Source organism: Streptomyces sp. NPDC001980 (genome assembly GCF_040296885.1).
Taxonomy (GTDB): Bacteria; Actinomycetota; Actinomycetes; order Streptomycetales; family Streptomycetaceae; genus Streptomyces.
On the sequence record NZ_JBEOYD010000007.1, the window covers coordinates 92,676 to 106,284 of the forward strand.

Sequence of the window (13,609 nt, forward strand, 5' to 3'; positions counted from 1 at the left end):
GCCGTGACCCCCGACCAGAGCGAGTTCCGCGAGGCGATGGCGCACCTCCCGGCAGCCGTGAACATCCTGACCACCGACGGCCCGAACGGCCGCTGCGGCATCACGCTCAGCGCCGTCTGCTCGGTCACCGACGCCCCGCCGACCGTCCTGGTGTGCGTCAACCGCTCCAGCGCCATGCACGACGTCTTCAAGGCGAACGGACGCGTCGGCCTCAACGTCCTCGGCGGGGAGCAGCAGGAGCTCGCCCTGCACTTCGCCGGAGCCACCAAGGTGCCCATGGCCGAACGCTTCACCTGGGACATCTGGGACCGCACCCAGGACGTTCCCGTCCTCAAGAACGCCCTGGTCACGGCGGTCGGCACGATCAAGCACACGGTCCCGACGGGCTCCCACAGCGTGCTCTTCGTCGAGATCGAGCAGATCCGCACCCGCTCCGGCGGCCAGAGCCTCGTCTACTTCAACCGCGCCTTCCACCGCCTCGACGCCGACCCTTTCGTACCGGAAGGCGCCCGGTCGTGACCGCCGCCGTCGAGGAAGCGCTGCGGCGTCAGGAGCAGACCGAACCGGATATCCGCGCCTGGGTACGGGTGGACGCCGAGGGCGCCCGCGCGGGGGCGCTCAACGCTCCCGCCGGGCCGCTGCACGGCATGCCGTTCGGGGTGAAGGACATCATCGACGTCGCCGGACTGCCCACCGAATGCGGCTCCCCCCTGCGCCGGGGCCGGATCGCCGCCGCCGACGCCTGGCTCGTGGACCGGCTGCGCCGGGCGGGCGCCGTGCCGCTGGGCAAGACGGTCACCACCGAGTTCGCCTACTTCCAGCCCGGCCCGACCCGCAACCCGCACAACCCCGCCCACACGCCGGGCGGCTCCTCCAGCGGCTCGGCCGCCGCCGTCGCCGCCGGCGTGGTGCCCCTCGCCCTGGGCTCACAGACCGCCGGCTCGCTGACCCGGCCGGCCTCCTTCTGCGGGGTCGCCGGATACGTCGCCCCCGTGGGCGCCTGGTCCACGGCGGGCTTCACCGGGCTCAGCCCGAGCCTGGACGCGCCGGGTCTGCTCACGCCCGGCGTCTCGGAACTGGCCACGGTGATCGAGGCCGTCGACGGCACCACCGCCGAAGGCATCGATTCCGTGAGGCTGTTGGTATGGCAGGGCGTCGAACTCACCGACGTCGAACCGTCGATGCTCGACGCCGTGCGGCACACCGGGCACGCGCTGCGCGCCGACGGCACGGAACTGCCCATCAGCACCGTGGAACTGGCCGACGCCCACGCCGTCGTCATGGCCTACGAGGCCGCCCGCAGCCTCGCCGCCGAGGCCGGGCGCCCGGAGTCGCTGAGCCGGCACCTGAACGAACTCCTCGAACGCGGGCGCAGGACCACCGACGGCGAGTACCGCGCCGCGCTCGCCACGGCGCACACCGCACGCACCGCCGCCCTGGCCCTCCTCACCCGCGTCGACGCGATCCTCGGCCCGGCCGCTCCCGGTCCCGCGCCAAAGGGCCTGGCCGCCACCGGCAACCCCCTCCTCAGCCGCCCCTGGCAACTGCTCGGCCTGCCCGTGGTCACCGTCCCCGGCCACCGCGACCCGCAGGGCCTGCCCCTCGGCCTGCAACTCGTCGGACACCCCGACCGGGTCGGGCGCCTGCTGGGCGTGGCCCGTGCCGTCGAGGAGGCCGTACGGTGAAGATCACCGCGATCGAGACCGTCCCGTACGCGATCCCCTACACCAAGCCCCTGCGCTTCGCGAGCGGCGAGGTGCACACCGCCGAACACGTCCTCGTCCGGGTCCACACCGACGAGGGCCTGACCGGCGTGGCCGACGCCCCGCCCCGGCCGTTCACGTACGGCGAGACACAGGCGTCCGTGACCGGCGTGATCGAGAAGATCTTCGCCCCGCAGCTCACCGGCACGGACGCCCTCGCCCGCGAACAGGTCCACGCGCTGCTGCACCGCACGGTCGGCAACCCGGCGGCCAAGTCCGCGATCGACATGGCCCTCTGGGACATCGCGGGACAGGCTCTCGGCCTGAACGTCTCCACCCTGCTCGGCGGCTGGAGCGACCGGATGCGCGTGGCGCACATGCTCGGTTTCGACGCCCCCGAGCGGATGGCGGCCGAGGCCGAGCGGATGCGGGACACGTACGGCATCACCGTCTTCAAGGTGAAGGTCGGCCGCCGCCCCGCCCGGCTCGACCTCGACGTGTGCCGGGCCCTGCGCGAAGTACTCGGTGCCGAGGCCGAGTTGTACGTGGACGGCAACCGCGGCTGGACCGCCTCCGAGTCAGCGGCGGCGCTGCGCGAGCTCGCCGGCCTCGGCATCACCCTCGCCGAGGAGCTGTGCCCCGCCGACGACGTGCTCGGCCGCCGGTGGCTGGTCCGGCAGAGCCCCGTGCCATTCGTCGCCGACGAGTCCGCGACCACGCCGGCCGAGGTGACCCGCTCACTGCTCGACGGCGCCGCGACCGCGATCAGCATCAAGACCGCCCGCACCGGATTCACCCACTCCCAGCGGGTCCTCTTCCAGTGCGAGGGCCTGGGCGCCGAGGTGGTGATGGGCAACCAGATCGACGGCCAGCTGGGCACGGTGTGCACGGTCGTCTTCGGCGCCGCCCACGCCTCCTCGTCCCGCCGCGCCGGCGAACTCTCCAACTTCCTGGACATGAGCGGCGACCTGCTCACCGAACCGATCGCCATCACCGACGGCACGCTCGCCGTGCCCGACGGCCCCGGCCTCGGCGTGGCGATCGACCCGGAGAAGCTCGGCCGCTACCGCCAGGACCGCTGAAACAACCAACCACCAGGCAATGGAGCCGCCCCACCATGTCCGAAACCACTCCCACAGCCACCGCCGCCGCGTCCGGAGCCTCGGCCACCGAACGCTTCCTGACCGACAAAACCGGCACGCCCGCCGAGGACGTCGACACCGCACGCGTCGACACCCTGGCCGCCGCGGTCATCACCGCCGTGCACGACGTCATCCGCCGTCACCAGGTGACGTACGACGAGTACAACGCCCTCAAGTCGTGGCTGATCTCCGTCGGGCAGGACGGCGAGTGGCCGCTCTTCCTCGACGTGTGGGTGGAGCACGTCGTCGAGGAGGTGGTCACCGGGTCCCGTGAGGGCAGCAAGGGCACCATCGAGGGGCCGTACTACGTGCCGGACGCCCCGGCGCTGCCCAGCGTGGCCACCCTGCCGATGCGCGACGGCGAGGCCGGCACCCCGCTCGTCTTCCAGGGGCAGGTCACCGACGCCACGGGTCAGGCGCTCCCCGGTGCCGTGCTGGAGATGTGGCAGGCCGACGACGACGGGCTCTACGCCCAGTTCGCCCCCGGCATCCCCGAGTGGAACCTCCGTGGCGGCATCGTCACCGACGACGAGGGCCGGTTCGCGGTGACCACGATCCAGCCCGCCCCCTACCAGATCCCCACCGACGGCTCCTGCGGCCGGCTCATCGCCGCGGCCGGCTGGCACGCCTGGCGCCCGGCCCACCTGCATCTGAAGGTGTCGGCGCCCGGCCACCAGACCCTCACCACGCAGCTCTACTTCAAGGACGGCGCCTACCTCGAGGCCGACGTGGCCTCCGCCGTGAAGCCCGAACTGGTCCTCGACCCGCGGCCGTCCGGCACCGGCGGCAACGAGGTCACCTACGACTTCGCCCTCGCCCCCGCCGCCCTCTGACCACCGGGAGTCCCCATGCTCTTCGCCGTCCGGATGACCGTGAACCTGCCACCCGACATGGACACCGACGTCCGGGCGGCGACCCTCACCGCCGAGCAGGAGTACGCGCAGCACCTCCAGCGCTCCGGCGAGTGGCTGCACCTGTGGCGCTGCGCCGGTCAGTACGCGAACCTCAGCATCTTCGACGTCACCGACAACGACCGCCTCAACGACATCCTGTGGGGCCTGCCGCTCTTCCCCCACATGGACATCACGGTCACACCACTGGCCCGGCACCCCTCCGACATCCGGTGAGAGGCGACCGGCTGTGACGAAGATTGCTAGTTGACATCGGGCGACGTTCGTTACCTGCGCTGATGCCAACCAGGTTCAGCGACCGGAAGCGCAGAATCAGGGAGATGGTTGGCACTTTGGCACAGCGCAGGTCACGGTACCTGTGGCGACCGCGCCTCCGACATCGTTGTCGAAAGCGCGGCCTGCCCGAGGCGCGGCCCTACGGGATGCAGCACGCCCCGAGGGGACACCGGACGCCGGGGAGTGTGGTCGGCCTACGGCGTGTAGTGGGCGTCACTGCCGTACAGCTCCCTGGTGAACGCGGAGACATCGGCGCTGCGATCGGCGCCGTCGAGGTTGTACGTCAGATAGACGCCGTACCCCTCACTGACCGTGCGGCGGGCGAGGCTGGCGGTCGTGCTTTGTGAGGTTCCGCCGATCTCGACGGCCGCCGGCGACAGCTTCGACTTGGGCAGTGCGATGCCGGGGACCTGCCAGGTGCCGTAGTACGGGTTCCAGGCGTAGTCGAACTTGGACGAGACGTCGACGCCGCCGTAGGACAGGCGCGACGCGGCCGGGCCGATGTTGTAGAGGCTGATGATCTTGTCCGGCATGTTGGCACGCAGTGCCGACACCAGGTACACGAACGAGCTGGCGTTGGGCTGTCCGGTGCCGTTGTTGCCGTAATCGGCGTACTCGTCGTCGAAGTCGATGCCGTCGAGGCCGTATGTGGACACGGCGTCCGACAGTTGTTTCGCGAACGTCGAAGCCGCCTGCTGGGACGGGAAGTTGGCGAAGCCCGCGCCCTGGTGGTTGCCGAGCACCGAGAGGACGACCTTGATGCCCTTCTGCTGCAACGGCCGTATCTGCGTGGCGGCGTTGTCGAGGACGCGTTGCACGTTCTCGTTGAAGTACAGGGTCGCCGCCTTCGTGCCCGTGTCGTAGTTGATGTTCGCCGCGAAGATCACGGCGACGTCGAAGACGTTGCCGCCGCCGTTGGCGAGGGTGTACTTGCCGACGTTCAGCATGCTGTTGCTGTTCACCTCGACGTACGCCACCGAGGTCGGTCCCTGTTTCGCGGGAGCGGGGGCCGCTGCCGCGCCGGTCGTGGCGGTCGCGCCTAAGGCGAGGGCCGTCATGGCCGAGAGCGCGAGCGCGGCCGTCCGTATTCTGCTCCGCACCGGAGTGAACATCGTTGATCGGTCTCCCATCGCATGGAGCGGCGCCCGACCTGTTCGCGGGCGCCGAGAAAGCCCCCCGGATCTTTCCGTTCCCGTGACCGACTCCCCAGAACCATGCGGGAACTCTTCACGACTCCCACGCACGCACTTCGCACCGTAACCCTGGTCCCGGCAAGGGAGTTACCAGAACGCCGCGCTGCCGCGCCGGCGCGGACGGACCAGGCATGCACGCCGCGGATCCGCAGCACTGGAGCAAACGGTCAGCGGTTCCTCGACAGCAAACCTCAGGTTCCGCTCCTCGCGGATCGAACGTCTGACCGGTGTCAACCATCCCTCTTTTGTGCCGACCAAGAATCCTCGTCACAACAACCGGCCCGACCCCCTACAACCCCACGATCTTGTTCCACCGCTTGGCGAACTCGACCCGTTCCGTCGACGTGATGTCCCGGGCGATCGCGAGCCGCTTGCGCATCGCCGTGTTCGGGAAGATCAGGGGGTTCTCGGCGAGGGCCGCGGTGTCCTTGTCCTTGGAGTCGGCGAGGACCTGCTGGGCGGCCGGGACGGGGCAGACGTAGTTGACCCAGGCGGCCAGTTCGGCGGCGACCTCCGGCTCGTAGTAGTAGTCGACGAGGCGTTCCGCGTTGGTCTTGTGGGCGGCGCGGTCCGGGATCATCAGGGAGTCCGACCAGAGCTCCGCGCCTTCCTCGGGGACGACGAAGCGGATGTCGGGGTTGTCGGCCTGGAGCTGGATGACGTCGCCGGAGTACGCCTGGCAGGCCAGGACGTCCCCGCTGACCAGGTCCTTCGTGTAGTCGTTGCCGGTGAAGCGACGGATCTGGCCCCGGTCGACCTGCTGCTGCACCTCGTCGCAGACGGTGTAGAAGTCGTCGGCCGTCCATTTGGTGATGTCCACGCCGTTGCCCTGCATGAGCAGCGCGAACGCCTCGTCGAGGCCGGAGAGCAGGGTCACCCGGCCCTTGAGGTCGCTCGCCCACAGGTCCTTGACGTGCCGGATCTCGCGGCCGAGCTTCCTGCGGTCGTAGGCGATGCCGGTGATGCCGGACTGCCACGGCACGGTGTGGAGGCGGCCCCGGTCGAAGGCGGGCGAGCGGAGCAGCGGGTCCAGGTACTTCGCCACGTTCGGCTGGTGGGCGCGGTCCATCTTCTGGACCCAGCCCAGGCGGACGAACCGCGCGCACATCCAGTCGCTGATGACGATCAGGTCGCGGCCGGTGGACTGATGGTTCATCAGCGCCGGGCTGATCTTGCCGAAGAACTCGTCGTTGTCGTTGATCTCCTCGATGTAGTCGACGGAGATCCCGGTGCGCTTCTCGAAGGCGTCGAGGGTGGGCCGCTTGTTCGGGTTGTCGTCGTCCACGTCGATGTACAGCGGCCAGTTCGCGAAGACCAGCCGGTGGTCCGTGGCGGACACGTCGGTCACGGCGCGGTCGCCGGCCTTGACGTAGGCGGCGGGCACCCCGCAGCCCGCCAGCGCGCCGAGCGCGGCGGTGCCGCCGAGCGCGCGCAGCAGGGAGCGGCGGGAGAGCGCGGGCGTTCGAGGAGAGGTCTGGGGCACCCTCGAAGCATGCCGCCGACGCCGGTGATCGGACAATCGACGCTGCGTCGAGCACCCGAACGTGGACCGGACACCTTGTCGATCGGTTACCCCTGAAGTAACCGCCTGTTCACACACCGCGCGCCCGGTGCGAGGCTCCGGCCAGGGCGGGCGCCGGGGCCGGGACGGCGGGTGCCGCGTACCGGGGCAGGCCGACCTCCACCGTCAGGCAGGCCGGGACATCCCTGTGCGTCGAGCCCGGTCCAGACGCTGACCCAGCCCCGCTCCCCCGCCGGGAGGTTGTGCCGGACGGCGCTGTCGGTGAGGTTGGCGACCAGGCGCTCGATGAGCTGCGGATCGCCGAGGACGGGAGCGGATTCGAGTCGGGCCTCGACGCGCGGGTACGCGGTCGTCGGCGCCCCGGTGTCCGAGCGCCCCGGCAGCCGGCCCCGGACGACTGCCGCCAGATCGACGTACTCCCTCGCCTCCAGCCCCCGTTGGCTGCGCGCCGGCGTCAACAGCGCGTCGATCAGCCGCTCCTGCTCCTGTCCGGCCGCGCGCACCCGCAGCAGGGCCGCGCGCAGCCCGGCCTCGGAGGGGTCCGGATCGGCGAGGGCGACGTCCACGATCGTCTGCTGGAGTGTGAGCGGGGTACGCGGCCCGTGCAGCCGCCGCAGCGGAACCCACACCCTCGTCGGACGCAGCCACGCGTCGTCCTTCAGGTGAAGGTCACCAAGGGGGAGTTCGACCCGACGGCGTCCGGCTACAAGAAGGCCGTCAAGGTCTGCGGTCCGATCCTGCAGCAGGTGGGCATCACCTTCCCGAACCCGGCCGGCACATCCGCGAAGCCCTCGCTGAACAGTGCCGGCGAGAGCGTCTGACCACCACGGCGGGGAAACAGCGGGGGAAACAGGGGGAACAGCGCGGCCCCGGACGGTGAACTCCCGTCCGGGGCCGCGCAGTTGTACCCGTCCCCTGTCCTCCGAAAGGACTAGGCGTCCAGCGACGTCATCACATGCTTGATCCGCGTGTAGTCCTCGAACCCGTACCCCGACAGGTCCTTGCCGTACCCGGACTTCTTGAACCCGCCGTGCGGCATCTCCGCGACCAGCGGAATGTGCGTGTTGATCCACACGCAGCCGAAGTCCAGCTTCTTGGACATCCGCATCGCCCGCCCGTGGTCCTTCGTCCACACGGACGACGCGAGCGCGTACTCGACGCCGTTGGCCCACTCCACGGCCTGGTCCTCGTCCGTGAAGGACTGGACGGTGATGACCGGCCCGAAGACCTCCCGCTGGATGATCTCGTCGTCCTGCTTGAGGCCGGAGACGACGGTCGGCGCGTAGAAGTACCCCTTGTCACCGACCCGCTGCCCGCCGGTCTCGACCTTGGCGTGGGCGGGGAGCCGCTCGATGAAACCGGCGACCTGCTTGAGCTGGTTCGGGTTGTTCAACGGCCCGAACAGCACGTCCTCGTCGTCCGGCTGCCCGGTCTTCGTCTCGGCCGCGGCCTTCGCGAGCGCGGCCACGAACTCGTCGTGGATGGACTCCTGGACGAGGACACGGGTCGCCGCCGTACAGTCCTGGCCGGCGTTGAAGAAGCCCGCGACGGAGATGTCCTCGACGGCCTTGGCGATGGCTGCGCTGTCGAGGTCATCGAAGACGACGACCGGCGCCTTGCCGCCCAGCTCCAGGTGGACCCGCTTGAGGTCCTTGGACGCGGACTCGGCGACCTGCATGCCGGCCCGCACGGAACCGGTGATGGAGGCCATCGCCGGGACCGGGTGCTCGACCATCGCACGACCCGTGTCGCGGTCGCCCGTGACGACGTTGAAGACGCCCTTCGGCAGGATCCCGCCGATGATCTCGGCCATCAGGACGGTCGACGCCGGGGTGGTGTCCGACGGCTTCAGGACCACCGTGTTGCCCGCGGCGATGGCCGGGGCGAACTTCCACACGGCCATCATCATCGGGTAGTTCCACGGCGCGACCTGGGCGCAGACGCCGACCGGCTCGCGGCGGACGATGGAGGTCATGCCCTCCATGTACTCGCCGGCCGACCGGCCCTCCAGCATCCGGGCCGCACCGGCGAAGAACCGGATCTGGTCGACCATCGGCGGGATCTCCTCGGAGCGGGTGAGCCCGGTCGGCTTGCCCGTGTTCTCCACCTCGGCCGCGATGAGTTCCTCGGCCCGCTCCTCGAACGCGTCCGCGATCTTCAGCAGGGCCTTCTGCCGCTCGGCGGGCGTGGTGTCGCGCCAGCCCGGGAAGGCGGCGGCCGCGGCCGCCATCGCCGCGTCGACGTCGGCCTCGCCGGACAGCGGGGCGGTGGCGTACACCTCGCCGGTCGCCGGGTTGACCACCTCGGTGGTCCGTCCGTCGGCGGCGTCCCGGAACTCACCGTCGATGTAATTGCGCAGACGACGCAGCTCGGTGCTCACTGCCGGCCCTCCAAGTTCGGGTGTCCATTGACTGAGACACCCACAGTAATCCGAGATCCCACGTTTTCAACACCCCCACGGCCGCCGCGTCTGCGAAATCCGCAATCCACGACACCTCAAACAACGAATTTCATCGATACGGCCTTGCGGAACCGTCGAGACGTCGTGCACAGTGAGGTCGTGGCCAGTCGAAGCGCAGACCAGAGGGACTCGTCCCGCGAGTCCAGGAACGGCACCCCGCAGTTGGACGCCGTTTCCCTCGCCATCATCCAGCAGCTCCAGGAGGACGGCCGCCGTCCGTACGCCGCGATCGGCAAGGCCGTCGGCCTGTCGGAGGCGGCCGTGCGCCAGCGCGTCCAGAAGCTGCTGGACCAGGGCGTCATGCAGATCGTCGCCGTCACGGACCCGCTCACCGTGGGCTTCCGCCGGCAGGCGATGGTCGGCGTCAACGTCGAGGGCGATGTCGAGTCGATAGCGGACGCGCTGACGGCCATGTCGGAAGTCGAGTACGTGGTGATGACCGCGGGCTCGTTCGACATCCTCGCGGAGATCGTCTGCGAGGACGACGACCACCTGCTGGACGTCATCAACAAACGCATCCGGGCGCTGCCCGGCGTGCGCTCCACCGAAAGCTTCGTCTACCTGAAGCTGAAGAAGCAGACCTACATGTGGGGAACCCGATAACCGTGACCCAGAAGGACCTCAGCCGCACCGCGTACGACCACCTGTGGATGCACTTCACCCGCATGTCCTCGTACGAGAACTCGCCCGTCCCGACCATCGTCCGGGGCGAGGGCACCTACATCTACGACGACAAGGGCAAGCGCTACCTCGACGGTCTCGCCGGTCTGTTCGTGGTCCAGGCCGGTCACGGCCGCGTCGAACTCGCCGAGGCCGCCTTCAAGCAGGCCCAGGAGCTGGCGTTCTTCCCGGTGTGGTCGTACGCCCACCCGAAGGCCGTCGAGCTGGCGGAGCGGCTGGCCGACCACGCCCCGGGCGACCTGAACAAGGTCTTCTTCACCACCGGCGGCGGCGAGGCCGTCGAGACCGCCTGGAAGCTCGCCAAGCAGTACTTCAAGCTGCAGGGCAAGCCGACCAAGTACAAGGTCATCTCCCGCGCGGTCGCCTACCACGGCACCCCGCAGGGCGCCCTGTCGATCACCGGCCTCCCGGCGCTCAAGGCTCCCTTCGAGCCCCTCGTCCCCGGTGCCCACAAGGTCCCGAACACCAACATCTACCGCGCCCCGATCCACGGCGACGACCCGGAGGCCTTCGGCCGCTGGGCCGCCGACCAGATCGAGCAGCAGATCCTCTTCGAGGGCCCCGAGACCGTCGCCGCGGTCTTCCTGGAGCCGGTCCAGAACGCCGGCGGCTGCTTCCCGCCCCCGCCCGGCTACTTCCAGCGCGTGCGCGAGATCTGCGACCAGTACGACGTGCTCCTGGTCTCCGACGAGGTCATCTGCGCCTTCGGCCGCCTGGGCACGATGTTCGCCTGTGACAAGTTCGGCTACGTCCCGGACATGATCACCTGCGCCAAGGGCATGACCTCGGGCTACTCCCCGATCGGCGCGTGCATCGTCTCCGACCGCGTCGCCGAGCCGTTCTACAAGGGCGACAACACCTTCCTGCACGGCTACACCTTCGGCGGCCACCCGGTCTCCGCGGCGGTCGGCCTCGCCAACCTCGACCTGTTCGAGCGCGAGAACCTCAACCAGCACGTCCTGGACAACGAGGGCGCCTTCCTCTCCACCCTGCAGAAGCTGCACGACCTGCCGATCGTCGGCGACGTCCGCGGCAACGGCTTCTTCTACGGCATCGAGCTGGTCAAGGACAAGGCGACCAAGCAGTCCTTCAACGACGAGGAGACCGAGCGCGTCCTGTACGGCTTCCTCTCGAAGGCCCTGTTCGAGAACGGCCTGTACTGCCGTGCCGACGACCGTGGCGACCCGGTCGTCCAGCTCGCCCCGCCGCTGATCTCCAACCAGGAGACCTTCGACGAGATCGAGCAGATCCTGCGCGCCACCCTCACGGAGGCGTGGACCAAGCTCTGATCGTCGGATCAGCGGTCTGATCATCCGGCCCCGGCGCCGCCCGTTCGAGTGAGAACGGCGGCCCGGGGCCGCGTGCTGTCCGGGCTCCGCTCGCGGACCTGCCTAGCGTGCACGTGACCGATCGGCCCAGCCTTCGTTCCCCCGGACGTGGGAAGGCACGGCAAAACGGATCAGAACCGAGGTGTACGCCCATGGAGGCCCCGCCGGACAACGACGTGCTGTGGGCACGCGCCCTGCACTTCAGCCACCCGGACGGCTCACCGGGTGTCACCGGCATCTCGCTGGGCGTGCGGGAGGGCGAGATCCTCGCCGTCAGCGGCCCGCGCGGCAGCGGCAAGACGACGCTGCTGAGGTGCCTGGCCGGTCTGGTCCCGGCGCAGGGCGGCGAGGTCTGGTTCAACAGCAAGGCCGTGCACCGGATGGGCCCGTTCACCCGCGAGCGGCTGCGCCGCGACCGCTTCGGCTGGATCGACCCGGCCCCGACCCTCGTCCCCGAGCTGAACGTCTGGGAGAACACGGCCCTGCCCCTGATGCTGCGCGGCACCGGCCGCCGCCGGGCCAAGGTGGCCGCGCTGGAGTGGCTGGAGCGCCTCGACGTCGGCGACAAGGCCCGCAAGCACCCGTCCGAGCTCCAGCAGGCCGAACGCCAGCGCGTCTCCATCGCCCGCGCCCTCGCCCCCGCACCCACGGTCCTCTTCGCCGACGAGCCGACGGCCCCGCTGCACCGCGCCGACCGCGCCCACGTCCTGCGCACCCTCACCACGGCGGCCCGCTCGCACGGCATCACGGTCGTCCTCGCCACGCACGACGCGGAGACGGCGGCCCTCGCCGACCGCAAGGTCGATCTCCTGGACGGCCGCCGGGTGAACACGGTCCACCTGCCGCCGGTCCCCGAAGCGGAAGGCCGGGCCGAGTGCTCAGTCTCCGTCTGACCCGCACCGCCCGGCCGACCGTGCACCTGCGCCGCCTCCTCGTGGCCGCGGCGGCCGCCGGCACGGGCTTCCTGCTGCTGTCCGCCCTCGGCTACGCGCTGGCCCACCCGGACCACTCGACGGCGGCGCTCCTGCGCCTGTCCTGGTGCGCGATCCCCGCCGCGAGCACGGTGTACCTCGCGGTCGCGGTGGCCCGCACCGACCCCGGCGCCAAGCCGCGCTCCGGTCTCTCCGCCTTCGGCCTGGGCCCTGCCCGCCTGATGGCGATCGCCGCCCTCAACACGGCCCTCGCCTGCACCCTGGGCTCCCTGCTGGCCCTCCTGGTCTTCCTCCACCTGCGCGGCGACCTCACGGGCATGCCCTTCGACGGCGCGGCGAAGGACTTCCTGGCAGCCGACAAGTCCCTGCCCGTCCCGGCGGCCCTCACCCTCCTGGCCACCCTCCCGGTCCTCGCCTCCACGACGGTCGCCCTGACCCTCCGCCCCCGCGACCTGCCCCACCCCGGCACCCGCACCCGCATCTACGGCCGCTTCGGCGCCTACGGCAGAACCGCAAAACCCGAAACCTTCGGCACCTACGGCCGCTTCGGCGCCCGCTTCTTCCGCGGCCCGACGACCGGCACCCAACCCGCTGAGGGCACCCAGCCACCACTTCAGCCCGCGGGCAGTCGTGCCGCTGGGGCGGCACGGGTGGGCGCGGACGGCACCCTGCAAGCGCCGGTGAGCGAATCCCACCCCCCGGCCCCAGCCGACCTCACCGACGACACCCCGGCCCCGCTCCCCGACCTCCCCGCCGCCCAACCCACTGCCGCCCCACCCTCCGGCCTCCCCTGGGGCATCGCCGTCCTCGCCGCAGGCCTCGCCGTGGAGTCCTACGCCGGCGTCACCGAAACCGCCCCGCACACCACCCTCCCCGGCGGCCTGGCCGGCGGCCCCGCCGGCGTCCTCGCCGGCTGGGCTCTCACCGCCCTCGGCCTGGTTCTCACCGCCCCCGGCCTCACCCACCTCTGCGGCCGCCTCCTCCAGTCCGTCCGCCCCGGCGCCCGCCGCCTCCTCGCCGGCCGCGTCCTGATGGCGGAAGCCACCCGCATCGGCCGCCCCCTCGGCGTCGTCTGCGCGGTGGCGTCGGCCGCCTTCGCGGCCACCGCCCTCTACGGCGACGACGGCAGCGCCCCCGCCTTCGGCCCCCTCACCGCCCTCGGCGGCCTCGTGGTGGCCGGCTGCACGGTCGCCACCCTGCTCACCGCCGCCGTCGAGGCCCGCCAGTCCCGCGCCGACACCACCGCGGCCCTGCTCCGCCTGGGCGCTCCGGCGACCGTGCTGCGCAGCGCGGCGGCCCTGCGCGCCGGTGCGCTGCTGGCCCTCTTCGGCCCCCTCACCCTGCTGATCGCGAAGCTCGCCGCTCTCCCGCTCGCCCGCTGAGAGGCCGTACGAGCCGTACGAAAAAATCCGGACCCGGCGATGACTTTCGCCGCGCCCCCCGGTCTATCCCCGCGAACG

Annotated in this window: 14 protein-coding genes; 10 read left to right on the top strand and 4 right to left on the bottom strand. The window is 70.8% G+C overall.

The window, feature by feature from the left end:
• Positions 1-3: 3 nt before the first annotated feature.
• The 5 genes from ABT137_RS12895 to catC are packed head-to-tail and all read left to right on the top strand — an operon-like array spanning position 4 to position 3,972.
• Entirely contained in the window at positions 4-519 is a 516-nt protein-coding gene (locus ABT137_RS12895) for a flavin reductase (protein ID WP_351706895.1), read from the top strand.
• Positions 516-1,685: an amidase gene (locus ABT137_RS12900; RefSeq protein WP_351706898.1), complete on the top strand. Its 1,170-nt coding sequence runs from the start codon at positions 516-518 to the stop codon at positions 1,683-1,685. The genes ABT137_RS12895 and ABT137_RS12900 overlap by 4 nt, the downstream gene beginning before the upstream one ends.
• Entirely contained in the window at positions 1,682-2,785 is a 1,104-nt protein-coding gene (locus tag ABT137_RS12905; RefSeq protein ID WP_351706901.1) for a mandelate racemase/muconate lactonizing enzyme family protein, read from the top strand. The genes ABT137_RS12900 and ABT137_RS12905 overlap by 4 nt, the downstream gene beginning before the upstream one ends.
• Positions 2,786-2,820: 35 nt before the next feature.
• A complete protein-coding gene (catA, locus tag ABT137_RS12910) occupies positions 2,821-3,678 on the top strand; it encodes a catechol 1,2-dioxygenase (RefSeq protein WP_351706904.1) in 858 nt (285 codons plus the stop codon).
• A gap of 15 nt (positions 3,679-3,693) precedes the next feature.
• Positions 3,694-3,972: a muconolactone Delta-isomerase gene (gene catC, locus ABT137_RS12915; protein WP_351706907.1), complete on the top strand. Its 279-nt coding sequence runs from the start codon at positions 3,694-3,696 to the stop codon at positions 3,970-3,972.
• A gap of 254 nt (positions 3,973-4,226) precedes the next feature.
• Here the strand turns inward: catC and ABT137_RS12920 are convergent, their stop codons facing one another.
• From ABT137_RS12920 to ABT137_RS12930, 3 genes are all read right to left on the bottom strand, one after another.
• Positions 4,227-5,144, bottom strand: a complete 918-nt coding sequence (locus ABT137_RS12920; RefSeq protein ID WP_351706910.1) for an endo-beta-N-acetylglucosaminidase H — start codon at positions 5,142-5,144, stop codon at positions 4,227-4,229.
• A gap of 370 nt (positions 5,145-5,514) precedes the next feature.
• Positions 5,515-6,708: a polyamine ABC transporter substrate-binding protein gene (locus tag ABT137_RS12925; RefSeq protein ID WP_351706913.1), complete on the bottom strand. Its 1,194-nt coding sequence runs from the start codon at positions 6,706-6,708 to the stop codon at positions 5,515-5,517.
• A gap of 86 nt (positions 6,709-6,794) precedes the next feature.
• Complete coding sequence (locus ABT137_RS12930; protein ID WP_351706916.1) at positions 6,795-7,376, bottom strand: histidine kinase; 582 nt, start codon at positions 7,374-7,376, stop codon at positions 6,795-6,797.
• A 33-nt stretch (positions 7,377-7,409) separates the two neighbouring features.
• Here ABT137_RS12930 and ABT137_RS12935 point away from each other — a divergent pair, with 33 nt between their 5' ends.
• On the top strand, positions 7,410-7,568 hold the full coding sequence (locus ABT137_RS12935) for a hypothetical protein (RefSeq protein ID WP_351706919.1): 159 nt from the start codon (positions 7,410-7,412) through the stop codon (positions 7,566-7,568).
• A gap of 110 nt (positions 7,569-7,678) precedes the next feature.
• Here the strand turns inward: ABT137_RS12935 and ABT137_RS12940 are convergent, their stop codons facing one another.
• The gene (locus ABT137_RS12940; RefSeq protein ID WP_351706922.1) at positions 7,679-9,127 is read right to left on the bottom strand and encodes a gamma-aminobutyraldehyde dehydrogenase; all 1,449 of its coding nucleotides are present in this window, start codon (positions 9,125-9,127) and stop codon (positions 7,679-7,681) included.
• 165 nt (positions 9,128-9,292) lie between these two features.
• Between ABT137_RS12940 and ABT137_RS12945 the strand changes: the two genes are divergently transcribed.
• From ABT137_RS12945 to ABT137_RS12960, 4 genes are all read left to right on the top strand, one after another.
• Positions 9,293-9,811, top strand: a complete 519-nt coding sequence (locus ABT137_RS12945) for an Lrp/AsnC family transcriptional regulator (RefSeq protein WP_089098474.1) — start codon at positions 9,293-9,295, stop codon at positions 9,809-9,811.
• A gap of 2 nt (positions 9,812-9,813) precedes the next feature.
• Positions 9,814-11,178, top strand: a complete 1,365-nt coding sequence (locus ABT137_RS12950) for an aspartate aminotransferase family protein (RefSeq protein ID WP_351706925.1) — start codon at positions 9,814-9,816, stop codon at positions 11,176-11,178.
• Between the two features lie 191 nt (positions 11,179-11,369).
• On the top strand, positions 11,370-12,110 hold the full coding sequence (locus ABT137_RS12955; protein WP_351706928.1) for an ABC transporter ATP-binding protein: 741 nt from the start codon (positions 11,370-11,372) through the stop codon (positions 12,108-12,110).
• Positions 12,092-13,531 (top strand): hypothetical protein, encoded by a 1,440-nt coding sequence (locus tag ABT137_RS12960; RefSeq protein ID WP_351706931.1) that lies wholly within the window; start codon positions 12,092-12,094, stop codon positions 13,529-13,531. The genes ABT137_RS12955 and ABT137_RS12960 overlap by 19 nt, the downstream gene beginning before the upstream one ends.
• Positions 13,532-13,609: the final 78 nt, after the last annotated feature.